Genomic DNA, 24,302 nt, shown 5'->3' with positions numbered 1-24,302 from the left:
GCACTAGGGCATCTCGTTATACAGAAGTCGTGACCCCGGATGGTTCATGAACACGGAAATCTGACAGATCTGCGCAGCCAAAAGACTTGTAGACTGAGCCGAAGTGGCGTTTACTCTCAGATTTTCGAGGATAAATGAACACCAAGTCGGGGGCGTGGGTGGACGAAGAATTCGACGCACTGGATCTGGGCGATCCGCGGCGCGACAGCCGTGCGAAGACGCTCCTCAAGCGATTTGCCGCGCGGCCCACGGCCAGCATCCCCGATGCCTGCGAGGGCTGGTCGGAGACGATGGGCGCGTACCGGTTTCTGGGCAACGAGGAGGTCGAATGGTCCGAGGTAATGCGCCCGCATTGGGCGCGCACGGCCGAGCGGGCAAGTCACTTCCCGGTGGTGTTATGCCTGGCTGACACGACCGAGCTGAACTTCAACGGCCAGGAGGCCGAAGGCCTTGGCCCGTTGAGCTTTGAGGCGCAACGCGGCATGTATCTGCACCCGACCTATGCCGTCACGCCCGATCGGGAACCGTTGGGCGTGCTCGATGCCTGGATGTGGGCGCGGGAGGCGCGCGATGCCGAGGGTCATCGTGGGGGCATCAAGGAAAGCATACGGTGGATCGAAGGCTATGAGCGCATCGCCGAACAAGCCGCGTTGCTCCCGTACACGCGCCTGGTGTATGTAACGGATCGGGAGGGCGACATCGCGGCGTTGATGGCGCGCGCGCAGGCACTGGGGCAGCCGGCGGACTGGTTGATTCGCGCCCAACACGACCGCGTGCTCGATGATCACGCCCGGCTGTGGGAAACGCTCGACGCGAGCGATGTGCTGGGGGAGATCACGTTCATCTTGCCAGGACGCGCGGGCCAGAAAGCGCGGGAGGTAAAGCAGGTGCTGCGCGCGCAGCGCGTAAAGCTGGCCGGGAAAATGGGAACGGCTTTTACGTGTGTGATGGCACAGGAGATTGACGCGCTGGCTGGCACCACGCCGATTGTGTGGCGTTTGCTGACCAACCGCGAAGCGACGGATGCCGCGGCGGTGATGGAGTTGATCGATTGGTACCGGGCGCGCTGGGAGATCGAAATGTTCTTCCATGTTTTAAAGACCGGATGCAAGGTCGAGGCCTTGCAACTCTCGCAGATCGATCGAATCGAACGCGCGCTGGTGTTGTACATGGTGGTGGCGTGGCGGATCGCGCGGCTGATGCGCTTGGGAAGAAACTGTCCAGACCTGGATGCATCGATGTTCTTCGATGCCGACGAGATACGAGGCGCGCATCTGTTGTCGAAAAAGGTCGTGCCAAAAACGCCGGTCACGCTGAACCGGATGATACATCTGGTCGCCTCGCTGGGGGGCTTCCTGGGACGTAAAAGCGATGGCGAGCCAGGCGCCAAAACGATTTGGATCGGCATGCAACGGACCCTGGATGCCGCATCCATGGTTCAGATACTGCGCGAAGGTTCATGACTTCTGTATAACGAGATGGCACTAGGGTTCGTATATCGTCGACGACGGTCTGCCGATCATCGACCAGAATCCCGCCTCCTTTGCAGTGCCGCGGAATTCCTGCCGCAGCAGCTTGCCGGAAAATGACGCGCATGCCGCAATGCTAGAATCCACGCATCCCTTATTCGTCATGGAGCGTCGCGCATGGCCCCTTTGTTCCGGGAGATCAGTCAGGTCGCGATAAAGGAATTTTCCGACCTGCACGACCTGTCGCAATGGACCCAGCTCCTCATCCGTCTGTCCGTTGCCATCGTCCTGAGTGGCGCGCTGGGCTATGAGCGGGAAAGCCGTCGATCCGCGGCGGGGTTGCGAACGCATATGCTGGTGGGGCTCGGGGCGGCCATTTTCATACTTATCCCGTTACAAAGCGGGATGACGATCATCGACATGAGCCGCGTGTTGCAGGGGCTCATTGCCGGCATAGGCTTTCTGGGCGCGGGCGCCATCATCAAGGTCGACAAGAATCGCGAAGTCTACGGTCTGACCACCGCCGCCAGCCTGTGGCTGACGGCGGCCATCGGGGTGTCCGCCGGCATGGGCCGAGAAGCGACCGCCGTCATCAGCACCGTCCTGGCATTGATCATCCTGTCGCTTTTGCGCCGTTTCAAAGGCGGCGCGAGGTAAAGCGCGGCTGTCGGCGATCAACGCACGCGTCGCGTCGCGTCGCTCCGGGAAGGCTGCCGTAGGCCGGCGGCCAACCAAAAACGAGAACCCTCATGACCGCTTTTATCCTGATAAGTCTTATTATCAGGATAATATTTTAGTGATGAAAATCGGGTGGTCATTTTTATGGCGGTCTCGAATGCATTGGTTGTACGGTAGGTCGTTATGGATGACGATGTTTGGGGAGGTAGCGCGGTTGTGAAAGTATTTTGTGGTGGTGGTGTTTTGACTGTTAGTTGCTTTTTAATTGATTGGTCCATTGCGTTTTTCCTGCTCTGCCCCGCCTCGCCCTTCGTCGCCGAGCGTTGATTTCGTGCCACACGCGGTATCACGACCAGGCTACGGGCCGTGATACCGCGCGCCGCCCTTACCTACTTCCTGGCGATGTCCTGCGCATCCAGCCCACCGCCCAGCGCGGCGTACAACGTAACCAGACTGGTCTGCGCCGACAGTTGCGTTGCCACCAGAGACTGCTGGGCGGCATACAGCAAGCGCTGTTCGGTCAGCATGTCCAGCAGACTTTCGTTGCCCTGACGGTAGAGCGCCATGGACAGGTCATACGCATGCTGATCCGCATCCACGGTTTGCGTCTGCGCATCGAGCTGCTCACCGATGGTCGCACGCGTGGCCAACGCATTCGCCACCTCCTCGAACGCCGTCTGGATCGTCTTTTCATACGTCGCCACGTCGACGCGCAGCGTCACCTTCGCGGCATCCAGCGTCGCCCGGTTCGATCCCCCGTCGAAAATCGGCAGGGAGATCGCGGGTTCGAATGCCCATTGCCGGTTCGCGCCCTTGAATAGCGACGACAACGCCGGGCTTTCGAAACCGGTCAACGCCGTGAGACTGATGGTGGGGAAAAAATTCGCGCGGGCGGCACCGATATCCGCGTTGTCCGCCTCCAGCGTATGTTCGGCCGCGAGCACATCGGGGCGCTGCTGCAATACCGTGGAAGGCACGCCTGCGGGGATTTGGGTGATGCTCGTCACCGGATCGACCTCGGCGTCGGGCAGGTCCGCATCGGGCACCGTGGTGCCCACGACCAATTCCAGCGCATCGCGTGCCTGCGCCGCCGTGGTCGTGTCCTGCGCGACGGCATTGCGGGCGGACTGCAGGCTCGCGCGCGCTTCTTCGTAGTCGAGTCCGCTGGCCGCTCCCAGGGCATGCTCCTGCCCCACCAGAGTGAAAGTGTGCTGCTCGCTCGCGAGCGTTTGCTGCGCGATCGCCAGCAGGCGTTTGTCCGAAGCGAGCGTCAACCAGTCGTTTGCCACATCCGATACCAGGCTGATTTGCGTGCTGCGCCGGGTCTCCATCGTCCCGAGATACGTCTCCAGCGCGACCTTGCTCAGATTGCGCACCCGGCCGAAGAGATCGAGCTCGTAGGATGTGACGCCCAGATCCGCCCCATAGATATGCGAAACCGTGCCGCTCGACGTTTCCGCGGTATTTTGGGACTCTCCCGCCTCCGCGAGCCGTACCGAGTTGGGAATGCGCTCGGCATCCTGGCTCGTATTCACGCCGATCGTGGGAAACAGCGACGCGCGCTGAATGCGGTACTCGGCACGTTCCTTTTCGATATTCAGCAGCGCGATACGCAGATCGCGATTGTTCGACAATGCCAGCGCAATGGTGCGCTGCAGCCGCGGCTCGGTGAAGAACGTGCGCCAGCCGATGTCGGCGGCCATGACGTCGGGATTGTTCGCGGCGGGGGTAGGCGATTCCGTCGTCGATTCCGTCGTCGATTCCGTCGTCGATCCCGACGCCGCCTCCGCCGCCGCCGCGTTGGACCATGCGGCGGGCACCGGCGCGGCGGGCCGCTGATAATGCGGCGCCAGATTCACGCAGGCGCCCAGCACGCTCATCCCCGCGACCGCCGTCGCGGCGAGGAACCCACGAATGACCGCCTTCATGCCGCGCCTCCTTTCGTCGAAGCCGGCATGCCGTCTCCGGTGTCCGCTTCCGTGCGCGAACGCGACGTTTGCTCCGCACCCGGCGTCTGCGCGCCATCGTCGGCCTGCTTCGGACCGTCGCCGCCGCCCCCGGGCGCGGCAGGTTTCCGCCCATTCCCGCCCGGCAGCCCGCGCACCACGAAATAGGCGAGCGGCGTAAAGAAAATGCCGAGCAACGTACCCAGCAGCGTACCGCCGAACACGCCGGTTCCGATCGACTGACGCGCAGCGGCCCCGGCCCCGGTTGCCACCACGAGTGGCGCGACGCCGAGCAGGAACGCCAGCGACGTCATGATGATCGGACGGATTCGCAGCGCCACCGCCTGTTCGATGGCTTTCAGCGTGGACAGGCCCTCCTTCTCCAGCATCACCGCGAACTCCACGATCAAGATCGCGTTCTTCGACGACAATCCCACGGTCACGAGCAGTCCTACCTGGAAATAGACGTCGTTCGACAAGGCGCGCAGCGTTGTCGCCGACGCGGCGCCCAGCACTCCCAGCGGCACGACCAGAAGCACCGCCAGGGGCACGGACCAGCTTTCGTACAGGGCCGCGAGGCACAGAAAGACGAACAGCAACGACACCGCATACAGATAAGGCGCCTGTCCGCCCGACAATTGCTCTTGATAGGACAGTCCGGTCCAGGCGGATGTGATGCCCTTGGGCAATTTCGCCACGAGTTGCTCCATCGTTTGCATCGCTTGTCCGGAACTCACGCCCGGCGCGGGATCGCCGACGATTTCGAACGACGATTCACCGTTATAGCGGTCAAGCTCCGGCGCGCCATAGGTCCAGTGCGACGTGGCGAACGCCGAGAACGGCACCATCGTGCCCGCCGTATTGCGGACATACCAGTGCTGCAGTGACTCCGGCGTCATGCGAAACGGCGCATCGGCCTGGACGTACACCTTCTTGATGCGATCCTGATCGAGAAACTCGTTGACGTATTCGCCGCCCAGCGTGTCCTCGACCGTCGTGTTGATATCGCTGACCGCCAGACCCATCGCGCTCGCCTTGTGGTCGTCGATGTCGAGCGCGAGTTGCGGCGTGTCGCGCAAGCCGTTGAACCGGACCTGGCGCACGACGCCGCTCGCATTGGCCATCGAAATCAGTTTGTCGCGCGCTGCCGCCAGTGCCGTGTGCCCCACGTTGCCTTCGTCCACCAGTTCCATGTCGAAGCCGGAACTGATGCCCAGACCGCGCACCGAGGGCGGCTGCAGAACCACCACTTTTGCATCCCGAATCGATTGCGCGAAATCGTGCGATGCCTTCCGTACGAACCCTTGCGCCGTGTCGGCGGCAGCCGTGCGCTGACTCCAGTCCTTCAACTTGACGTACATCATGCCGACATTCTGTCCGTTGCTCCCCGTCGCGTACCCCGCGATGTTGAACACCTCGGAAACCGCCGGCTGCTTGAGCATGTAATCCTCGACCTTCGCCATCGTCGCCTCCGTACGTTCGCGCGTGGACCCTACCGGTGCCGTCACCGTCACCATGAGCACGCCCTGGTCCTCCGTGGGCAGGAATGCCGTCGGCAGGCGCACGAACAACAGCCCGGCGCCGGCGGCGAGCAGAAGATAGACGATGACGGCCGGTTTGCGATGATGCAGGAGCTGGTCGACGCCGCGGCGGTATTTCGCGGTGAGCTTGTCGAAACCGCGATTGAAGCGGCTGAAAAACCACCCCTTGGGTTTCTCGTGTCCTTCCTTCAGAAGCGTCGCGCACAAGGCCGGCGTGAACGTCAGCGCCACCAGCACGGACAGGATCATCGCGGAAACCACCGACACCGAGAACTGGCGATAGATGATGCCGGTGGAGCCGCCGAAGAAGGCCATCGGCAACAGCACCGCGGACAACACCATCGCGATGGCCACCAGCGCACTGCTGATTTCGGTCATGGACTTGCGGGTTGCCTCCCGCGGAGACAGGTTTTCCTCCGACATCAGGCGTTCGACGTTTTCGACCACGACGATCGCATCGTCCACCAACAATCCGATCGCCAGAACCAGACCGAACATCGTCAGCATATTGATCGAATAGTTGAACAGCTTCAGGATGCCGAACGTGCCAAGCAGCACGACGGGCACCGCGATCGCCGGTATCAGCGTGGTGCGCAGGTTCTGCAGGAACAGGTACATGATCGCGACCACCAGTACGATGGCCACGACGAGCGTCTTCACCACCTCCTCGATCGAGGTCTTGATGAACGGCACCATCTCGTAGGGATATTCGACCTTCAGACCCGCCGGAAAAGTCGCGGACTGCTTGCTCAGGAAGTCGTGCACTTCCTTGTCCACCTGCACTTCGTTGGCGCCGGGCGCCAGTTGCAGGCCCAGACCGGATGCGGGCTTGTTGTCGAAGTTGGTCTCGACGGTGTATTCCTGCGGTCCGAGGGCGACCCGCGCGACGTCGCTCAACAGAATCTGCGCACCGTCGGTCTCGGTCTTGAGTACGATGTTGCGGAATTGATCGGCGGTGGTAAGGCGGCTGCGGGCGGTGATGGTCGCATCCAGTTCCTGCCCCTTCACCGCTGGCGTCGCACCCAACTCGCCGGCGGCGATATCGTCGTTCTGCGCGTCGATCGCGGTAACGACATCCGAGGGCATCAGCGAATATTTTTGCAGCTTGTTCGGGTCCAGCCAGATCCGCATCGCGTATTCATACCCGTATTGTTGCGCCTGTCCGACACCGGGCAAACGCTCGATCTTCTCCTCCAGATCGCTGTACAGATAATCGGCGACCGCGGCCTTGTCCATCTTTCCGTCTTCGGACACGAGATTGAACACCAGGAACGTGTCCGGCGAGGCCTTCCTGACGGTGACGCCGCTCTCCTGCACCTGTTCCGGCAGCAGCGCGTTCGCGGACTGCAACTGATCCTGCACCTCCACCTGCGCCGTATTCGGATTGGTACCCGCCCCGAATGTCAGCTTGATGGTGACGTTGCCTTCCGAGTTCGCGGTCGACGACATGTACATCAGGTTGTCCAATCCCACCATCTGCTGCTCGATGACCTGGACGACCGCGTCCTGATTGGTCTGAGCGGATGCGCCGTCATAGGTGGCGCTGATCTGGATCGTCGGCGGCGCGATGGTCGGGTACTGGTCCAGCGGCAGTTGCGTGATCGCAAATGCGCCGCTCAACGTCACGATGATGGCCAGCACCCAGGCGAAGATGGGTCTGTCGATGAAAAAGTGCGCGATGCGCATGGGCGTGCTCCGTTCAGTTCGTTGCGACCGCGGACTCGACCGGCTTCACGGTGTCGCCCTGGCTCACGAACTGCGAGCCGGTCACGACGATCCGATCTCCCGGCGACAAGCCACCCGTGACCACCCACTCGTTGTTGTCCGCCGTTCCCGAGAGAGTCAGCGTGCGTTGTTCGATCTTGTTCCGGGCGTCGACGATCAGCGCCGTCGCATTGCCTCGTGCATCGTGCGTCACCGATTGCTGCGGCACGAGGATGGCCTTCTCATCCACGCCCTGCTCCACCAGACCGTGCAGATACTCCCCCGGCAGCAGAAGTTTTTCGGGGTTCGGCACGACCACCCGCAACGTGATCGTGCCGGTCGTCTGGTCCACGCCGACACCGGCGAACTGCAGGGTACCTTCATGGGCGTACGTCGTACCGTCCTCCAGCGTAATCTTGACTTTGGCATTGCCGCTGCCGTCGGACTTCAGCGCACCGCTGGCGAGTTTCTTGCGCAGGGCCAGCACTTCGGTGCTGGACTGGGTCACGTCGAGGTACATCGGGTCATACGCGTAAATGGTCGCGAGCGCCGTCGTTTGGTCCGCGGTGACCAGCGCGCCCGGCGTATACGTGGACGCGCCGATCGTGCCGCTGATCGGTGCGGTCACGCGCGTATACGCGAGATTGATCCGCGCGCCTTCGACCGTGGCCTCATCCGCCTGGATGGTCGCCTCGTCCTGCTTCAGCGTCGCCTGCGCTTCTTCCAATGTTTCTTTGCTGATGGCATCGATGGCCGCCAACGATTGATCCCGCTCGGCGATGGGTTTGGCCGAAAGCAGCGCCGCCTTGGCCTTTTCCAGATTGGCGACGTCCGCATCATAGGTGGCCTTGTAGGAATCCGGATCAATCTGATACAGAACCTGACCCTCGCGAACATTGCCGCCTTCCGTAAACATGCGTTTCCGTATGATGCCTGTCACCTGCGGCGTGACGGGCGACGTCATGTACGCAGTGGTGCGCCCGGGTAGCGATACCGACTGGCCATAAGGCGTATTTCGCACCGTAATCACGGAAACGGTCTGTAATTTTTGCGGCGTGTTTTGCTTGTTGCGTGAGCATGCCGCCAGCGCGCATATCAGAAAAATCGTCGCAATGCCGTAACGCACGAAAGACAGGAGTCGCATGAAGGTCAGCCCAGGCAAAAGTCGCGTTCTATCCAATGTGCCGATTATGCGTACCAATCTTGCAGGAAATTAGGAAATGAAAAACGCCATGTCTGCGGGGGTGATTACCTGGGTAGAATGACGCTCATGATCTCCTTGCCCAAAAGCGCCACTTTCAAAAAAAGACCGCTTAGTTTGACGACCAAGCTGTTCGTCATCATGGTGGTCGTCAACATCATGCTGATTGGCGCGATGGCGCTGGGCGCACGCATCAGTTTCGAGACCGGTTTTCTAGGATATCTGACGAAACAGGACGTGAAACGCCTGGAGGCCAGCACGGCGCCATTGGCGGCGGCGTATCGCCAGCACGGCAGTTGGGCGTTTCTCCAGCAAAACCGCCACCTCTGGCACCAGTTGATGCGCCCCACGGCGCCATCGAGCAACGCGTCTTTCCCGCCCTTGCCGATCGCGGATCTCATCGGCGCCAGCGTGCGCTTCACGCTCCTGGATACCGATGGGAAATACCTGTCGGGCAATCAAAACTTTTCCGACAATGCACCGCGCAGACCGATCGTGGTCGACCGGAGAACGGTCGGCTGGCTGCTGATCGTCCCGGTGCAGAAAGTGACCGAGGCCGGCGATCTGCGTCTGCAACAAGAGCAACGCGATGCCAGCTGGACGCTGGCCGTTATCGCCACGCTATTGGCGATATTGATTTCGCTCTGGCTCGCGAGGGCGTTGGGCATGCCCCTGCAACGGATCGCACGCGCCACGCACGCCCTTGCGGGCGGTGATTTCCAGGCAAGGGTGCCCATCGAATCCGGCGGCGAACTCGGACAACTGGAGTCGGACTTCAATCATCTGGCGCAGGCGCTGGAACGCATCGAAAAAATGCGCGCCTCTCTCGTCGCCGACGTGTCGCATGAATTGCGTACGCCCCTGGCGGTGATGCGCGGCGAGGTGGAAGCACTGGAAGTGGGCATTCGGCCGATGACGCAGGACGCGATGCACTCGCTTTCCGTCGAATTGCAGCGCTTGAACCGGCTCGTCGACGATCTTTATCACTTGTCGCTCTCGGAAGCGGGTGCGCTTCGGTATTATTACGCGGATATCGACGTCGTCGATGCATTCGACGACATCCTCCCGCTCATCGAACGGCAACTCGCCGACGCCGGAATCACGCTCGACGCCGAATTTTCGGATAGCCCCTGCTGGGTGCGCGGGGACGAGCGCCGCCTGCAGCAGGTTTTCTCGAACGTCTTTCAAAATGTGTTCCGCTATGTGCCTGCCGGGGAACGCGTGCATCTGCGAATCGGTCAGGACGCGCGACATGTTCGCATCGACGTTCAGGACAGCGGCCCCGGCGTCCCGGAAGCGTCCCTGGAAGCACTGTTCGGAAAATTCTATCGCGTCGAGCGATCCCGTAGCCGAGCCACCGGCGGCGCGGGTCTGGGCCTGCCCATCTGCCGAAGCATCGTTGAAGCGCATGAAGGCCGGATCACGGCCGCGAAAGCGCCACAAGGCGGCCTCTGGATCGCCATCGTCCTGCCACGACAAAAGGATCCTTCATGAGCGACACGCATTCGGACATCGATATCCTGATCGTCGAGGACGAGCCGAAACTGGCGCTCGTCATCGCCGATTTCCTGCGCGCCTCGGGCTACTCGCCACGCTGGCTGGCGAACGGTCTCGACGTGCAGAAGGCGGTGGCCGAGCACATGCCGCAACTGATCATTCTGGATTTGATGCTGCCCGGGCGAAACGGCCGGGACATCTGCCGGGATTTGCGCCAGCAAAGCGACGTACCGATCGTCATGGTGACGGCGCAGGTCGAGGAAGTGGACCGGCTGCTGGGCCTCGAGATCGGTGCCGACGACTATGTCTGCAAACCGTTCAGCCCCCTGGAACTGGTCGCGCGCGTGAAGGCGATCCTGCGGCGCGCCCGGATCCGCGCGCATCCGGAAGACGGACCGTTGCAATTGCACGAAGGGCGGTTGCAGGCAACGTACAAGGGCGTCGCGATCGATTTCACGGCTATCGAGTTCCGCCTTCTCGTCACGCTGGCCAGCATGCCCTCCCGGGTCTTTTCACGCAACGCCCTGATGGACCGGCTCTACACCGATGCCCGGATCGTCGAGGACCGCACGGTGGACAGCCACGTCAAGAAGATCCGGCGCAAATTCGAAGCGGTCGCGCCCGGGGAGGAAATCGTCCAGTCGGTGTACGGCGTCGGCTTCAAACTCGTGCTGTGAAGAGGAACCCGCGAGGTTGACACGCGTCGACGAATTCACCCGCCGGCCGCTGGCGAGCCCGGTTCGAGAGACAACAGGGCGTGCACGACATCGCGCAGGCCCTCGCCGACCACATCCGGTGCGCGCATCACATCCGAAAACGGCCGTCCGAGGGATACGTAGCCCGTGACGAGACCCGCGGCCTTGGCGCCATTGATATCCCAGGGATGCACCGCGACGAGCGCGAGATCGGCCGGCGCGACGTCCGCCACCCGCGCGGCGTGCCAATACACTTCCCTGCGGGGTTTGGAAAGCCGCACGTCGTCGACCGAGACGACGTGGTGAACGCAAGCGGCAAGCCCGGCACCCGTCAGCATGGCGCGGGTCGTCTCCGCGGCGCCGTTGCTCAATGCGACGATGGGTACGCCCTGCGCGTGCAGCAGGCGGAACGCCTGCATCGCGTCCGGGCGGCACGGCAGACCGGCCATCTGCCGAAACAGCGCGGATCGCCGATCGTCCGTGACGTCCAGGCCGTGGATCGCGAGAATGTGCTCCAACGCGTCTTTCAGAACACGCGCGAACGGCGCGAAATCGTCGACCGTCGCCAGCGCGAAGGCATCGCGCAAGGCCGTTGCAAACCAGGTCTCCAGGGCTTCGGCCGGTAACCCCCACGAACTCAGCGCCACACGCAAGGGTTCGAGCGGAAAGACCGTTTCGATGATGTCGAAGGCGACGGCGCGTGGCCGACCGGCGCTCATGACTGGCCCGGCCAGGAAAAGCGAATCGTGTGTTCCTCGATGCCGGCTGCCACCACGGAAAGACCGCCCGAGCGGATCATCCACTCCAGACGGTGATCGCGGTATTCGCGGCGGCGTCCGTCGGTCCGATAGTAATCGGCCATACGCGCCATCGCCACGGCGGCCGCATCGAACTCGGCAAAGGTCTGCTGGACCGAAGGGCGGGCGATAAGGCGCGCATGCCAGAGCGCCAGCGGCGAATCCGCGTCCGGTCCCAGCCCGTAATGAATCGAGCGATTCAGCATGGGCGCGACCGCGGCGTCCGCCCAGCCGAAATGCTCGCCGCCGAACCATGCCGCGGCACCCAGTTGCGCGGTCAACCAGGCCTGGATGCGGCGCGTGTCGCGCCGAGCCGCGGCGTCGAGTCGTTCCGCCAACTCGCCCTCGGCACGCCGGAACCACAGCAGTTCGCCGAATCCCCAGTTGACCGCCTCGTACTGGCTGTCGCATAGCTCCTCGATGATTCGCGCCCGCGCCCGGGCGGCGGGCGCCGGGGGAAGCAAGGCCGGCGCGGGCCACGTTTCCTCGATGTATTCCAGGATAACCGTCGAGTCGAAGATCGCCTCGCCACGCTCGGGCAGCAGGACCGGTACCTCGGTGCGGGGGTTGGCCGCACCGAAATCGTTGTCGATCCGGCCGGAGCCGAAGCCTTCGGGCATGCGCGTCTCGAAAGACACGCCTTTTTCCCGTAAAGCGATCTTCACTTTCTGGGCATAGGACGACAGCGGATGGTCGAGCAAAACGAGCGGCATGGGTCTGGGTTCCCGGCAAGAGACGATCGGGACGCACGCCGGCGTTATGCCGCCGGACGTCCCCTTCGTTCGATCTTATCCGAAAATCCACCGGCATCGCACACGCGCGCCGCGGTGCACCGCGGCGCGGGAGCGGCGCGCGGCGGGCGGCGGGCGCTCAGGCCGCCACGAGTCCGCCCGACGCCACCCGGTTGCGGCCATTCTGTTTCGCGCGATACAGTGACTGATCCGCCCGTTTGACCAGTTCCTCGGTCCTGCCGGCGGAAGCGCCGTTATAGCTGGCGATACCCAGACTGATGGTGAGATGACCCAGTGGCGAACCGACGTGGGGAATGCCGCAATCCTCGACCGTGGCACGGATTCGCTCCGCGATCAGGGCACCGACCTCCTCCGTGGTATCCGCGAGCACCAGGACGAACTCCTCGCCGCCGTAGCGCGTCGCGATGTCGCTGCCGTAGCGCAATCCCGCGGCGAGAATGCCCGCGATCCTGACCAGCGCCTCGTCGCCCGCCATGTGCCCGTAGGCATCGTTGAACGATTTGAAATGGTCGACGTCGATGAAGACCAGCGTCAGCGGCCGCGCGCTGCGCCGCGCGATCGCCCATTCGCGGCGGATCGTTTCGTCGAACACGCGGCGCGTGGCCAGCCCGGTGAGGCTGTCGGTGCGCGCGAGCGCGCGCATCGCCGCCTCGCCCGTCATGCGATCGCGCAGTTCGACCGACAACAACACCGACACGAAGAGCAAGGCCGCGCTGAATACCACCATCAGGACGGCGACGATGGCGGCGCGCGAACGCCAGGCACCGAATACATCCTCGGTGGACGGTGCGACCACGATGATCATGCCGAATTGCGGCAGGTGACGGAAAACGTATAGCCGCTCGACGCCATCCATCGCGGCAGTCCGCGTGATGGTGCCTTCGCCATGCGCGGACATCGACGCGAGCAGCGCCGGGCCGACGCTCGACTGCCCTGGCGAAAATTTCACGTTGGGAGGCATCCGCGTCAGGAACATGCCCTTGTCGTTGAGGAGCGCGACCGCGCTGGTGGAATGCAGTTTCACGCTCGAAAACAGACGGGCGAAATAGCTCAGCTTGATGCCGATGCCGGCGACCCCGGCAAACGAACCATCCGCGGCGGTGACGCGACGGCTCAGCACGATCGCGCGTTGCCCGGGAGCGAGGCGCGACACCACCGGCTGGCTGACGAACAATCCGCGGTCGGGATCGTTCACATGCACCTTGAAGAAGTCGCGGTCCGCGAGGTTGACGGCTTTCGGCGGGTCGTTCTTGCAGTCGACGAGGACATTGCCCTGGCGATCGAGTACGAACAGGCTGCCCAGATCGGAAGCGCGTGCCGATGCGTCGAACAGGATCGCATCGCGCAAACGGTTCGGCAGACGCATGACGGTGGGATCGAGCACGCCCGCCGCCGCGGCCTGCAACGAGAGGTCGTACAGCTCGATGTTGCGCTCGATGTCCTTTTGAATGATGGTCAGGACGTTCACCGACGTCTCGACCGCGTGATCGCGCGCATCCAGCCATTGCTGCCAGAGCGTCAGAACGCTCAGCAGTGCCATGACGATGCACAGACTGGCCGAGAAGACGAGCGTGCGGCGCGGATGGCGCGCCGTGACGGCCCGGATTCTTTTCATGAAACGAGAAGTCGGCGACATTGATAAGCAGAGTATCCAGCGTGAAATGCCCTGGACGTGGTCATCACGCCCCGGCAGCGGAAGCCGGCTCGCGCCGGGGCGCATGGAACCTTCGGCGGGTGTCGATGAACTTCACAAGCCGCCTGTCGCAAAAAGCAGGAAATTTCTTGCTGTCAGATTACCGGCAAGCCGCAACTTCCATCCGCCGAAAAAGGCGCCTTTTCCCCGCTATCTCTGCTTCTACCGAATTTCTCGCTGGTCGCTTGTCGGCCTTTAGTGGCGGTCGCCGCGCCGTTCGAGCAACTTGATCAGGGTATGCAACAGGCTGTTGAGCGGCGTGGGAATGCCGAGCGCGTGGCCGCGGCGCGCGATCAAACCATTGAGATGGTCGATTTCGCTGGATTTGCCGCGTGCGAGATCCTGCGCGGTAGAGGAATATTGCCCAGGCATGGTGTCGGCGATGCGATGCACGGCGGCCGGCACGTCGCCCACGACGTCCACGCCCTCTGCCCGCGCCACCGCCAGGCACTCGCACACGATACCGTCGATCGTCTCGCGAACGCCGACGCCCGCGACGAGGCGCCCGTACGGCAACTGCGTGATCGCGGACAAGGCGTTGTAGGCGCAGTTGATCGTGAGCTTCGCCCAGAGCGCGCCGCGCACGTTGTCGGAGACTTCCGTGGGCACGCCCGCCTCGACGAGGGCCTGGACGACATCCTGACCGCGGCGCGACGGCTCGACGATCAATTCACCCCGCCCGCGATGCCGTACATGTCCGGGCCCGGCCATCTCGGCGGCGACGTATACCACCGCCGCGGCAATTTCCTGCGGCAGCAGCGTACGCAAGTGCGAGGCGTTCTCCACGCCGTTTTGCAGCGAGAGTACGAACGTATCGGATGCCAGGTGGGGGGCGATGGCGGCGGCGGCACTGCCGGTATCGGTCGATTTCACGCAGAACAGGATACAGGTCGCGCACCGCACCGCAGCGGGGTCGACGCTCGCCGTCAGCGTCACCGGCGTATCGAACGTTGTCGTCTCGAGGCGCAGCCCGTTGCGCTCGATCGCCGCGACATGCGCAGGCCGGCCGATGAGCACGACCTCGTGTCCCGCACGCGCCAGCATGCCGCCGTAATAGCACCCGACGGCGCCCGCTCCCATGACCGCGAATTTCATTGACGCTCTCCCAGTTCGGTTGATTCCCGCGACGCGCCGGACTGCGCCCGGGGCCTGGCGGAAATCGAAACCGTACCATACGACGCGCGCGACGCATGAAGGGATGGGACGGACCGTCGCGTCTCCCGGATTCCCGGGCGATCGCGCAGCACACCGAACCGAATGCCGTGCCGCGCCTCGTCACGCTGATGAACCGCAAGATCACGCGATGCGTTCCCCCGTGAAACGCGAAAATTCCGTACACTCGAAGACGCGGACAAACAGCGTCGTGATTGTCCGCATTCTTATCAATCGCGCTATGGAGAAAATCGGATGAACAAGAAAATGACGCCTGCGTACAGGGCCATCGCCACGGTTGCAGCAGGTACCGCGCTCGCGATCCTGAGCGTCGCGCTCAGCCCCGCCGCCTTCGCGCAAAGCACCGGCGCCACGCCGCCGAACGGTGCGAACGCCACGACCACGATGAGCCCGGGCACCAGCGCGAACTCGTCGTATTCACCACCGGTGGACGATTACAAGAAGAAGTCGACGACGACGCGTCGGCATCGTGCGTCGAAGAAGACGGGCACGCCGGCAAGCACCGTACCGGCTGCGGAATAAGCGGGAACGCCCGGCGGTGGCGGAAGCGCCGCCGATAAGCGAAAACGACGGGTAATGCCGCCCGTCGGCGTCCGACAGCGAATGTCGGCGGCGGCAGGCGGATTAAACCAGACCCTGACGCATGTCGACGATCAGGTCGTCGAGCCGGAACCGCGCGATACGATAGATCTGGCGCAGGCACTCATCGCTTTCCTCTTCCAGTGAATGGCCGAGGCGTGCGTGCAGGTTGTCGATGATGCCGCGCCGATCGTAACCGCGCACGGCGAGCACGAAGGGCATGCCGAAACGTGCGCGGTATCGGGCGTTCAGGGCAAGGAGTTGCGCCGCTTCGGGCGCATCGTTCCGGTCAAGTCCCGCACCGGCCTGTTCCCCGGCGGATTCGACGCTCAACGGTTGTTTGCGCGTCATTGCCGCGCCCAGTTCCGGATGCGCGGCGATCAGGGCCAGACGCTGCGCCGGGCTGCTGCCCGCGACCGCCGTGCACATGTCGCGGTGCAGGTCTGCGACGCTCGCGAACGGTCGTCGGGCGCTCACCGCCGCCGCCACCCAGGGGGAATGCTCGAAGATCGTACCGAGCGTGGCGACGAATACCGCTTCCGGCATGGCGTTCAGCATCGGCAGGGTCGTGCTCATGACGCGCTCCCGCTGGCGTCGCGACGATGCACGCATGCGCCGGCCGCGTACGTCGCAGCCACGGCGCGATCGTCGCCAAGCATCGCCAGGGCAAACAGCGTTTCCTCGAGAGACTGCGCGCGCGCCGCGCGATGCGCGAGCAACGGCGTGGCGGCAGAATCGAGGACGATGAAGTCCGCCTCGGCGCCGGGCGCAAGCGTGCCGATGCGGTCGTCGAGCCGCAGCGCCCGCGCCGCGCCCAGCGTCGCGAAATAGAACATGCGCGATGCGCTCAAATGCGTGCCGCCCATGCGCGCGACCTTGTACGCCTCGTTCATCGTCTGCAGCATCGATAGCGAGGTGCCGCCGCCGACGTCGGTCCCGAGCGTGATTTTCAGCCCCGCCGCGTCGCTCGCGGCGAAATCGAAGAGGCCGCTGCCGAGAAACAGGTTCGACGTCGGACAATGCGCGGCCACCGCGCCGGTCTCCGCCATCCGCCGCCGGTCCGCCTTGTCCAGGTGGATGCAGTGGCCATAGATCGCGCGCGGACGCAGAAGCCCGAGCCGATCGTAGACGTCGAGATAGCTGCGGTGCGCCGGAAACAGTTCCGCGGCCCAGCGAATCTCGTCGAGATTTTCCGCGACGTGCGTCTGGACGAAGACATCCGGGTGTTCGCGCGCCAGCGTGGCGCAGGCGTCGAGCTGGGCCTCGCTCGACGTCAGCGCGAAACGCGGCGTGATGGCGTAATGCTGCCGCTCGGTGCCGTGCCAGCGTGCGATCAGCGCTGCACTGTCGTCGTAGGCGGATTGCGCGGTATCGCGCAGGTAGTCCGGGCAGTTGCGATCCATCATGACCTTGCCCGCGATCATCCGCAGATTGCGCCGCCGGCTTTCGCCCAGCATCGCATCGACGGACCCGGGATGGACGGTGCACCACGTCACCGCGGTGGTCGTGCCGCAGGCCAGCAATTGATCGACGAAGAAGCGCGCGGTCCGGGCGGCATGCGCGGGATCGCCGAACCGGCGCTCGGCAGGGAACGTGTAGGTGTCGAGCCAGGGCAGCAAGCCTTCGGCCGGCGAACCGACGATGTCGATCTGCGGATAATGCACGTGCGTATCGATGAAACCCGGCACGATCAGACGGTCCCGGTAGTCGCGTATCGTCGTCCCGTCGGCCACCGTGGCCGCCAGCGTGTGGTAGGACCCGCGGGCGGCGACCATGCCCTGTGCATCGACGACGAGCAGTCCGTCCGGCTCGTAGGTCAGGGCATGATCGCCCTGCAAAGGGTCGTCGGTGAAGGTCAGGATGCTTGCGCGGTAGGCGGTGGGTTGCATAGGGGGCAGATCTCTGCGGCGCCGCGATGGAAAAACCGCCCGGCTCGCGCATTCAGGTTTGGTCGAAGGAAAAAACCGGGGTATCGGAACAGATTCGCGGAACAGATTCGCGGAGCAGCTTCGCAGAACGGATTCGCGCGCGGCGATATCCTCTTCGGATGCGCAAAACGATATCATTTCCCATTGAAAATGGGCCGTGCCAGGCTGATGCCGACTATCAGCGCCACGCTATATGCAAGGGCGGCGGGCGTTGCCTGGCAGCGCAGCGACGTCGCACGCGCGACGGTGCCCGCCGACGAACGTGCGGGCGTTCGCCGTCATCATCCCATCGCTTCGCTGGGTTGGCGCCGCATTCGCGAAAATACGGCCCGGGCGGCGCAGGCACGCCATGCCGCTACGTCGCGGGCGAAGACGCATCCATTCCGGTACGCCTGCCGGCAGCGGCCGCGGCGAAATGCGCGACCCGCCGTCCGTGCAAGCGGCGAAACCGCTGAATCACGCCGTCTTCGTTTTCTTCGCAGCCGTCGCCGTCGCGGTTTTCCGCGCGGGCTTGGCCGCCTCGCTCGATGCGGATTTCGCGGCGGTTTTGGCCACCGTCTTCACGGGCGCCTTCACCGCCGGCTTGGTCGCTGGCGCCGCCTTCCCGCCAGCCGCCTCCTCGACCGGCGCGGCAGACACTGCCGCACGCTTCGGCGCAGCGCGCTTGGCTGCGGCCGGCGACGGTGCGGCCGGCGACGGCTTTCCCACCGCGGCGGCAGCATCGCTTGCGATCGCGGCGTGCTTCTTCCTGCCGGCACCCTTCAGCGGCGCATCGGCACCCTGCGCCGGTTCGGCGGATCCGGCGGTCTGCGCCGCTTCGACGAGTGTCCGGGCTTTTTCCCAATATTCATCGGCTCGACCCGCGGGGCGGCCATCGTCCTCCCACAGGTGATACGCCCGTACCCGGATCGCATCTTCAATTGACTGTTTGCCCACCCGCTTCTCCTGTTGTGTTGATCGATACCGTTGCGCTTCGGTGCGACTCGGCCGCGCGCGACCGGACCATGAGCGCGAATGCCGGGTTGCCAAAGCACCTGCGAAGGCGCATGCGGACCCAATTATCGGTCGACTCGTGCAATAAAACAAACGCCGGCGCGACCAGGCACGTCAGAACAACACCTGAGCATCGATCGCCGGGATCTTCCCGGCGGCAACGGCACCGCTTCCCCGGCTCCCGCGGGCGACCCTATTCCGGCGCGCTCAGCTTGTCCTGCGTGCGGGTATCGAAGTCGGCGGCGTCGTGCCGCTCGTGCAGTTGACTGGACGGTTCGCCCGACAGGCGATTGACCATCCGGCCCCGCTGCACCGCCGCACGCGCGCCGACCGCGTCGGCCCAACGCTGCACGTGGCGATAGTCATGCACCGCGAGAAACTCGGCCGCCTCGTAAAGCCAGCCTTTCACCAGGCTGCCGTACCAGGGCCAGATCGCCATGTCGGCGATGGTGTATTCGCCGCCCGCCACGTATTCGTGGCGCTCGAGTTGCTTGTCGAGCACGTCGAGCTGACGCTTCACCTCCATCGCGAAACGATCGATCGCATATTCGATCTTCGTGGGCGCATACGCATAAAAGTGGCCAAAGCCACCGCCAAGATAGGGTCCGCTGCCCATCTGCCAGAACAGCCACGACAGACATTCGGCACGTGCGCCAGGCTCGGTCGGCAGGAAGGCGCCGAATTTTTCGGCGAGATACAGCAGGATCGATCCGGATTCGAAAACCCGGATCGGATTCGCACCGCTGAGGTCGACCAGGGCGGGAATCTTGGAATTCGGATTGACCGCGACGAAACCGCTCCCGAACTGGTCGCCCTTGCCGATGCGGATCAGCCAGGCATCGTATTCCGCGCCGCGCCGGCCCAGCGCCAGCAATTCCTCGAGCATCACCGTGACCTTCACCCCGTTCGGGGTTCCCTGCGAGTAGAGTTGCAGCGGATGACGGCCTACCGGCAGTTCCTTGTCGTGCGTCGCACCCGAGACCGGTCGATTGATGTTGGCGAAGCGGCCCCCGGCGTCCTTGTTCTGGGCCCAGACCCTGGGCGGTGTGTAATCCGACGATTGGCTCATGGCAGCGGTTCCTTGCGTCCGGTGGAGGGAAAGGTGGAATGCCAGCGTACCAGCCCGTGGCGAATCGTGCCGGGCGCGGCCGGCATCGACGCCCGTGCTCCGGCCAGCCTGGGCACGGACCTGCCGGACCGCGCGCTATCGCAGCGGCCCGCCGCTCACCGTTTTGTACAGGCCGGCGATGATCGCCTCCCCGTCTTCCTGCGCGAGTTCCGCATACCAGGCCGCCGTCGACGCGGGGTCCTGCCCGTGTATCACCCGGGCGCGCGCCCGGGCCCGCGTGACGATCGAGGCGACTCGCGCGGCGCGCGCCGCATCGTAGCCCGCGAGGGCCGCGCGCACGTCGCCATCGCTGGCCGCCAGTTGTTCGCCGAGCACCCAGCTATCCTCGATCGCCTGGCACCCGCCCTGCCCCAGATCCGGCGACATCGCATGCGCGGCATCGCCGAGCAGCGCGATGCGTCCGTTCACCAGCGAGTCGAGCGGCGCGGTGTCGTGGATCGCCACCCGCGCGACGGTATCCGGATCGAGCCGCGCGATCAATTGCTGCACCGGCGCGGCCCAGCCGGCGAAATGCGCGGCGAGTTCGTCGCGGTAGCCCGTGCCCTGCGCCGGCGCCGCGTCGATGCGATCCTGCGCGAGCGGCACATCGAAGAAGAAATAGAACTGCCCGTTTCCCATCGGCATCAGCGACAAGCGCTGACCGTCGCCGACGAACTGCGTCCATTCGTCGGCCGCGCCCAGTTCGGGCGCGACGGGAACCCGGCCGTTCCAGTTCACATAGCCGCAGTAGGTGCGCGGCACCGCGCGTCCGACCACGGCATCGCGCAGACGCGAACGGCTGCCGTCGGCGACGACCAGCAGATCCGCCCGGTCCTCGCTGCCGTCGGCGAAAGCGACGGTGACGCCGTCCGCGCGCTGCGTGAAGCCGCTGCACGCGGTGCCAAGCCGCACCGGCGCCACCGCCGCCACGGCATCCAGCAGGATGCGTTGCAGCGCGGTGCGTGCGATCGGCCGCGCGATCTCGCCGGCGCGTTCGTACAAAGGCTGCAACGAGAAGGCGGTCAGCAGCGCGCCATCGCGGTCGCGATAGCTCATGCGCGTCATCTGTCCGGCGGCCGCGTCGATCGCCGCGCCCAGCCCCAGCGCGCGCAGGATCTTCACGCCATTGGGCCAGATCGAGATCGCCGCGCCGACCGGGCGCAGTTCGGCCGTGCGTTCGTAGACGCGCACCGAATGACCTTGCCGTTGCAGCGCGAGCGCGCAGCTCAGGCCCCCCATGCCGGCGCCGACAACGATCACCTCAAGCGGTTTCATGAGCCGTTCTCCCGTCTGGCGTCGGCGGCGTTGAAAAACCGGTTCACTTCGGCAGAACGCCGTCGACACCGTCGACATACCAGTTCATGCGCTGCAGGTCGGCATCGCTGAGCTTCGCGTTCGCCGCGACCTTGACCGCGCCGCCCTGATCCTTGATGGGACCGGCGAAGGGGTCGAACTGACCGCTGGTCATGGCGTTACGCCGCTCGACCACCGCCTGTTGCGAGGCGGCCGGCACCACGGCCGTATTGATGTCCTCCAGATCCAGCGCCTGTTGCGACATGCCCCACCAGACCGGCGTGGACTGCCACTTGCCGTCGAGCACCTGCTGGATCAGCGCCTTGTAATACACGCCCCAGTGGCCGACGACCGAACCCAGATGCGCAGACGGCCCGAACGACTTCATGTCCGAATCCCAGCCGAATGCGTGCACATGCTTCTCCGCGGCGGTTTGCAGCGTCGCGCTCGAATCGGTGTTCTGCAACAGCACGTCCGCGCCCTGCCCGATCAACGCTTCGGCCGCCTGCTTTTCCTTGCCCGGGTCGAACCAGCTGTTCACCCAGACCACTTTCGTATGGATCTTCGGATTCACCGAGCGCGCGCCCAGCGTGTACGCATTGATGTTGCGGACCACTTCCGGCACCGGCACCGAGCCGACGAAACCGAGCACATTGCTCTTCGTCACCTGTCCGGCGATGACGCCGGCGAGATAGGCGCCCTGGTACATGCGGATATCGTAGGTACCGAAGTTTTTCGCCCGCTTGTAGCCGGTCGCGTGCTCGAACACGGTATCCGGGAAATCGCGCGCCACCTTCATCTCGAAATCCTGATAGCCGAAGCTGGTGCCGACGATGATCTTGTTGCCCTTGTTCGCGAGATCGCGAAACACGCGCTCGGAGTCGGCCGACTCGGGCACGCTTTCCACGCGCGTGACCTTGATCTTGTTGCCGAAGGCCGCCTCGACCTCCTTCGCGCCCCGGTCATGCGCATAGGTCCACCCGGCGTCGCCCGGGTTGGTCAGGTAGACGAACGCGACGCCCGGCGGGTCGCCCGCGGCCTGCGACCAAGACGGTGCGGCTGCCGCACAAAAAGCCAGCATGCTGACGAGACAGGCGCTGATTCGGGTTTTTTTCATGGTGTGTTTCCGTGGAAGAAGCGGTGCGCGCGTGGGAATGGAAAAGGACATCAGCTGGACGGGAAGAAAGGCTTGCCGAGCGCCGCCGGCGCATGGCGGCGCGCGGTCGTGGCATTGCGCGAAATCAGCACCAGCACGACGACCGTCGCCAGATACGGCAGCATGGCGAGGAACGGCGGCGGCACCGGCATGCCCGCCGCCTGGGCGTAGAACTGCAGGGCCATGAGCACGCCGAACAAGAGCGCGCCGAACAGCAGGCGGCCCGGCCGCCAGGTGGCGAATACCACCAGCGCGAGCGCGATCCAGCCGCGCCCGGCGACGAGTTGTTCCTGCCACAGACGCAGATAGACGACCGAGTAATAGGCGCCGCCCAGACCGGCCATCGCGCCGCCGAACAGCGTCGCGCCATAGCGGATCCCCGTCACCGGCAGGCCGATCGCATGCGCGACCTCGGGGGACTCGCCGATCGAACGCAGGGTCAGGCCGGCACGGGTGCGATACAGAAACCAGCCGACCACGCCGAACAGCGCGAATGCGAGATAGCCGAGCGGCGTCAGACTGAACAGCGCGGGGCCGAGCACCGGCAGCGCCGACAAACCGGGAATCGGCCAGCTTGCGACCTGCGCGGCGAGCGTGGCGGAGGTATAGGGTTTGCCGACATAGGCGGACAGACCGATGCCGAAGATCGTCAGGGACAGGCCCGCGGCCACCTGGTTGGCCTGCAGCGTCAGACTCACGAAAGCGAACAGCAGGGCCATCGCGGCGCCGGCAAGCAGCGCGGCGGTGAAGCCGAGCCAGGGCTGGCCGCTGACGGCGGTGACCGCGAAGCCGGTCACCGCACCCATCAGCATCATGCCCTCGACGCCCAGGTTGAGGACGCCGGACTTCTCGGTCACCACCTCGCCGAGGCCGGCGAACATCAGGGGAATCGCGGCGGTCACCGCGCTCGCGGCCAGATCGCTGGCTTGGGTGACGTTCATCGCACGGTCTCCTGGGTGGCGGGGGTAGCGATCGCCGTGCCGACGCCATGCGGCGCGGGGCGCCTGACGAGCCGAAAGCGCACGAACAGGTCGCAGCCCAGCAGGCAGAACAGCAGCAGCCCCTGGAAGACGCCGCTGATCGCCTGCGGCAATTGCAGCGTGGTCTGCACCGCTTCCCCACCCAGATACAGCAATGCCATCAGCAGGGAGGCGAGCACGATGCCCACCGGATGCAGGCGCCCGACGAAGACGACGATGATCGCGGTGAAGCCATAGCCGGGCGACCAGCCGGCCTGCAACTGCCCGATCGGTCCGGCCACTTCGCCGGCGCCCGCCAGGCCGGCGAGCGCGCCGCTCACCAGCATCGTGAACCACACCGCGCTGCGCGGCGAGAAGCCCGCGTACCGCGCCGCGAGCGGGGCCGTGCCGCCCACCGCGAGACGGTAGGCAATGAAGCTCCTGCGCATCAGCACCCAGACCACCGGCACCGCGCACGCGGTCAGCAGCACCGACGCATTCAGGCGGGTCCCGCGCCAGAAGGCCCAGTGCCAGTCGCCGTACAGACGGGGATAGAGCGCGTTGTCGGCAAACATCTCGGACAGCGGGAAATTCATGCCCTGCGGATCGCGCCAGGGTCCGCTCACCAGATAGATCAACAATTGCGCGGCGACATACGTCAGCATCAGGCTGACCAGCATTTCGTTGGTGCCGAAACGGTTCCTGAGCAGCGCGGGAATCGCCGCCCAGGCCATGCCGCCGGCAACCCCGGCGAGCACCATCGACGCCAGCACCCAGTGGCTCGCGCTTTGATCGAAATGGATCGCGACGCCGCTCGCGGCGATGCCGCCCAGCAGCATCTGCCCTTCCGCGCCGATGTTGAGCACGCCAGCGCGGTAGCTGAGCGCCAGGCCCAGCGCGATCAGGCAAAGCGGCGACGCCTTCATCAGCAGTTCGGACCACCCATTGACGTTCGTCAGGGGCGCGATGAAGAAGGTCCGCATCGCCAGCGCGGGCGCCTGGTTCGCCAGGCCGAACACGAGCCAGCCGATGGCCGCGGTGAGCAGCGCCGCGATGACGGGCGCGGCCAGCCGCATCGCGCGCGAGGGCGTCGGACGGGGTTCGAGTCGTAGGGGGAAATTCATCGAATTCGTTGTCGAA

The 24,302-nt window shown here is 64.6% G+C and carries 21 protein-coding genes; 6 read left to right on the top strand and 15 right to left on the bottom strand.

The window, feature by feature from the left end; all coding sequences use genetic code 11:
* The first annotated feature begins 134 nt into the window (after nt 1–134).
* Both OVY01_RS00720 and OVY01_RS00715 read left to right on the top strand, forming a co-directional pair.
* Nucleotides 135–1,463: an IS4 family transposase gene (locus OVY01_RS00720; RefSeq protein WP_267844904.1), complete on the top strand. Its 1,329-nt coding sequence runs from the start codon at nt 135–137 to the stop codon at nt 1,461–1,463.
* A 183-nt stretch (nt 1,464–1,646) separates the two neighbouring features.
* Nucleotides 1,647–2,126, top strand: coding sequence for an MgtC/SapB family protein (locus tag OVY01_RS00715; RefSeq protein ID WP_267844903.1), 480 nt, complete (start codon nt 1,647–1,649; stop codon nt 2,124–2,126).
* Between the two features lie 410 nt (nt 2,127–2,536).
* On the opposite strand, the gene OVY01_RS00710 is transcribed toward OVY01_RS00715, so the two are convergent.
* From OVY01_RS00710 to OVY01_RS00700, 3 genes are read right to left on the bottom strand one after another with little or no spacing between them, the layout of a single operon-like run.
* The gene (locus tag OVY01_RS00710; RefSeq protein ID WP_267844902.1) at nt 2,537–4,075 is read right to left on the bottom strand and encodes an efflux transporter outer membrane subunit; all 1,539 of its coding nucleotides are present in this window, start codon (nt 4,073–4,075) and stop codon (nt 2,537–2,539) included.
* Nucleotides 4,072–7,314 carry an efflux RND transporter permease subunit gene (locus tag OVY01_RS00705; RefSeq protein ID WP_432422209.1) on the bottom strand — a complete coding sequence of 1,081 codons (3,243 nt, stop codon included), beginning with the start codon at nt 7,312–7,314 and terminating at the stop codon, nt 4,072–4,074. Before OVY01_RS00705 ends, OVY01_RS00710 begins: the two co-directional genes overlap by 4 nt.
* 19 nt (nt 7,315–7,333) lie before the next feature.
* Nucleotides 7,334–8,482 carry an efflux RND transporter periplasmic adaptor subunit gene (locus tag OVY01_RS00700; RefSeq protein WP_267844901.1) on the bottom strand — a complete coding sequence of 383 codons (1,149 nt, stop codon included), beginning with the start codon at nt 8,480–8,482 and terminating at the stop codon, nt 7,334–7,336.
* A 174-nt stretch (nt 8,483–8,656) separates the two neighbouring features.
* Here OVY01_RS00700 and OVY01_RS00695 point away from each other — a divergent pair, with 174 nt between their 5' ends.
* The gene (locus OVY01_RS00695; protein WP_267844900.1) at nt 8,657–10,033 is read left to right on the top strand and encodes an ATP-binding protein; all 1,377 of its coding nucleotides are present in this window, start codon (nt 8,657–8,659) and stop codon (nt 10,031–10,033) included.
* Nucleotides 10,030–10,713, top strand: a complete 684-nt coding sequence (locus tag OVY01_RS00690) for a response regulator (protein ID WP_267844899.1) — start codon at nt 10,030–10,032, stop codon at nt 10,711–10,713. The genes OVY01_RS00695 and OVY01_RS00690 overlap by 4 nt, the downstream gene beginning before the upstream one ends.
* 35 nt (nt 10,714–10,748) lie before the next feature.
* Here the strand turns inward: OVY01_RS00690 and OVY01_RS00685 are convergent, their stop codons facing one another.
* From OVY01_RS00685 to OVY01_RS00675, 3 genes are all read right to left on the bottom strand, one after another.
* Nucleotides 10,749–11,450: an HAD family hydrolase gene (locus OVY01_RS00685; protein WP_267844898.1), complete on the bottom strand. Its 702-nt coding sequence runs from the start codon at nt 11,448–11,450 to the stop codon at nt 10,749–10,751.
* Nucleotides 11,447–12,241 carry a glutathione S-transferase family protein gene (locus OVY01_RS00680; RefSeq protein WP_267844897.1) on the bottom strand — a complete coding sequence of 265 codons (795 nt, stop codon included), beginning with the start codon at nt 12,239–12,241 and terminating at the stop codon, nt 11,447–11,449. Before OVY01_RS00680 ends, OVY01_RS00685 begins: the two co-directional genes overlap by 4 nt.
* Nucleotides 12,242–12,398: 157 nt before the next feature.
* A complete protein-coding gene (locus OVY01_RS00675) occupies nt 12,399–13,895 on the bottom strand; it encodes a sensor domain-containing diguanylate cyclase (protein WP_267844896.1) in 1,497 nt (498 codons plus the stop codon).
* Between OVY01_RS00675 and OVY01_RS00670 the strand changes: the two genes are divergently transcribed.
* Nucleotides 13,894–14,172 carry a hypothetical protein gene (locus OVY01_RS00670; protein WP_267844895.1) on the top strand — a complete coding sequence of 93 codons (279 nt, stop codon included), beginning with the start codon at nt 13,894–13,896 and terminating at the stop codon, nt 14,170–14,172. The genes OVY01_RS00675 and OVY01_RS00670 overlap by 2 nt on opposite strands.
* Here OVY01_RS00670 and OVY01_RS00665 read toward each other — a convergent pair.
* Nucleotides 14,169–15,068 carry a ketopantoate reductase family protein gene (locus tag OVY01_RS00665; protein ID WP_267844894.1) on the bottom strand — a complete coding sequence of 300 codons (900 nt, stop codon included), beginning with the start codon at nt 15,066–15,068 and terminating at the stop codon, nt 14,169–14,171. The genes OVY01_RS00670 and OVY01_RS00665 overlap by 4 nt on opposite strands.
* 312 nt (nt 15,069–15,380) lie before the next feature.
* Between OVY01_RS00665 and OVY01_RS00660 the strand changes: the two genes are divergently transcribed.
* A complete protein-coding gene (locus tag OVY01_RS00660; RefSeq protein WP_267844893.1) occupies nt 15,381–15,668 on the top strand; it encodes a hypothetical protein in 288 nt (95 codons plus the stop codon).
* A 102-nt stretch (nt 15,669–15,770) separates the two neighbouring features.
* Here OVY01_RS00660 and uraD read toward each other — a convergent pair whose 3' ends face one another.
* From uraD to OVY01_RS00620, 8 genes are all read right to left on the bottom strand, one after another.
* Complete coding sequence (uraD, locus tag OVY01_RS00655) at nt 15,771–16,301, bottom strand: 2-oxo-4-hydroxy-4-carboxy-5-ureidoimidazoline decarboxylase (protein ID WP_267844892.1); 531 nt, start codon at nt 16,299–16,301, stop codon at nt 15,771–15,773.
* Nucleotides 16,298–17,614, bottom strand: a complete 1,317-nt coding sequence (gene guaD, locus OVY01_RS00650) for a guanine deaminase (protein ID WP_267844891.1) — start codon at nt 17,612–17,614, stop codon at nt 16,298–16,300. Before guaD ends, uraD begins: the two co-directional genes overlap by 4 nt.
* 495 nt (nt 17,615–18,109) lie before the next feature.
* A complete protein-coding gene (locus OVY01_RS00645; RefSeq protein WP_267844890.1) occupies nt 18,110–18,589 on the bottom strand; it encodes a DUF2934 domain-containing protein in 480 nt (159 codons plus the stop codon).
* Nucleotides 18,590–18,839: 250 nt separating this feature from the next.
* On the bottom strand, nt 18,840–19,715 hold the full coding sequence (yghU, locus tag OVY01_RS00640; RefSeq protein WP_267844889.1) for a glutathione-dependent disulfide-bond oxidoreductase: 876 nt from the start codon (nt 19,713–19,715) through the stop codon (nt 18,840–18,842).
* A 135-nt stretch (nt 19,716–19,850) separates the two neighbouring features.
* Complete coding sequence (gene hpxO, locus OVY01_RS00635; RefSeq protein WP_267844888.1) at nt 19,851–21,029, bottom strand: FAD-dependent urate hydroxylase HpxO; 1,179 nt, start codon at nt 21,027–21,029, stop codon at nt 19,851–19,853.
* A 43-nt stretch (nt 21,030–21,072) separates the two neighbouring features.
* A complete protein-coding gene (locus OVY01_RS00630; RefSeq protein WP_267847622.1) occupies nt 21,073–22,128 on the bottom strand; it encodes a BMP family ABC transporter substrate-binding protein in 1,056 nt (351 codons plus the stop codon).
* A gap of 86 nt (nt 22,129–22,214) precedes the next feature.
* Nucleotides 22,215–23,144, bottom strand: a complete 930-nt coding sequence (locus tag OVY01_RS00625; RefSeq protein WP_267844887.1) for an ABC transporter permease — start codon at nt 23,142–23,144, stop codon at nt 22,215–22,217.
* The gene (locus OVY01_RS00620) at nt 23,141–24,286 is read right to left on the bottom strand and encodes an ABC transporter permease (protein WP_267844886.1); all 1,146 of its coding nucleotides are present in this window, start codon (nt 24,284–24,286) and stop codon (nt 23,141–23,143) included. Before OVY01_RS00620 ends, OVY01_RS00625 begins: the two co-directional genes overlap by 4 nt.
* Nucleotides 24,287–24,302 lie beyond the last annotated feature (16 nt).

It is taken from the genome of Robbsia betulipollinis, assembly GCF_026624755.1.
In the GTDB taxonomy this organism is placed as follows: domain Bacteria; phylum Pseudomonadota; class Gammaproteobacteria; order Burkholderiales; family Burkholderiaceae; genus Robbsia; species Robbsia betulipollinis.
Note: the sequence above shows the minus strand (reverse complement) of the source record. Positions and strands in the feature narration are given on the sequence as shown.

What these genes read in the sequence shown, in the direction of transcription:
- OVY01_RS00720 (WP_267844904.1), top strand. Translation starts at nt 135, where the DNA reads ATGAACACCAAGTCGGGGGCGTGGGTGGACGAAGAATTCGACGCACTG.
- OVY01_RS00715 (WP_267844903.1), top strand. Translation starts at nt 1,647, where the DNA reads ATGGCCCCTTTGTTCCGGGAGATCAGTCAGGTCGCGATAAAGGAATTT.
- OVY01_RS00710 (WP_267844902.1), bottom strand. Translation starts at nt 4,075, where the DNA reads ATGAAGGCGGTCATTCGTGGGTTCCTCGCCGCGACGGCGGTCGCGGGG.
- OVY01_RS00700 (WP_267844901.1), bottom strand. Translation starts at nt 8,482, where the DNA reads ATGCGACTCCTGTCTTTCGTGCGTTACGGCATTGCGACGATTTTTCTG.
- OVY01_RS00690 (WP_267844899.1), top strand. Translation starts at nt 10,030, where the DNA reads ATGAGCGACACGCATTCGGACATCGATATCCTGATCGTCGAGGACGAG.
- OVY01_RS00685 (WP_267844898.1), bottom strand. Translation starts at nt 11,450, where the DNA reads ATGAGCGCCGGTCGGCCACGCGCCGTCGCCTTCGACATCATCGAAACG.
- OVY01_RS00680 (WP_267844897.1), bottom strand. Translation starts at nt 12,241, where the DNA reads ATGCCGCTCGTTTTGCTCGACCATCCGCTGTCGTCCTATGCCCAGAAA.
- OVY01_RS00670 (WP_267844895.1), top strand. Translation starts at nt 13,894, where the DNA reads ATGAAACGAGAAGTCGGCGACATTGATAAGCAGAGTATCCAGCGTGAA.
- OVY01_RS00675 (WP_267844896.1), bottom strand. Translation starts at nt 13,895, where the DNA reads ATGAAAAGAATCCGGGCCGTCACGGCGCGCCATCCGCGCCGCACGCTC.
- OVY01_RS00665 (WP_267844894.1), bottom strand. Translation starts at nt 15,068, where the DNA reads ATGAAATTCGCGGTCATGGGAGCGGGCGCCGTCGGGTGCTATTACGGC.
- OVY01_RS00660 (WP_267844893.1), top strand. Translation starts at nt 15,381, where the DNA reads ATGAACAAGAAAATGACGCCTGCGTACAGGGCCATCGCCACGGTTGCA.
- uraD (WP_267844892.1), bottom strand. Translation starts at nt 16,301, where the DNA reads ATGAGCACGACCCTGCCGATGCTGAACGCCATGCCGGAAGCGGTATTC.
- guaD (WP_267844891.1), bottom strand. Translation starts at nt 17,614, where the DNA reads ATGCAACCCACCGCCTACCGCGCAAGCATCCTGACCTTCACCGACGAC.
- yghU (WP_267844889.1), bottom strand. Translation starts at nt 19,715, where the DNA reads ATGAGCCAATCGTCGGATTACACACCGCCCAGGGTCTGGGCCCAGAAC.
- hpxO (WP_267844888.1), bottom strand. Translation starts at nt 21,029, where the DNA reads ATGAAACCGCTTGAGGTGATCGTTGTCGGCGCCGGCATGGGGGGCCTG.
- OVY01_RS00630 (WP_267847622.1), bottom strand. Translation starts at nt 22,128, where the DNA reads ATGCTGGCTTTTTGTGCGGCAGCCGCACCGTCTTGGTCGCAGGCCGCG.
- OVY01_RS00625 (WP_267844887.1), bottom strand. Translation starts at nt 23,144, where the DNA reads ATGAACGTCACCCAAGCCAGCGATCTGGCCGCGAGCGCGGTGACCGCC.
- OVY01_RS00620 (WP_267844886.1), bottom strand. Translation starts at nt 24,286, where the DNA reads ATGAATTTCCCCCTACGACTCGAACCCCGTCCGACGCCCTCGCGCGCG.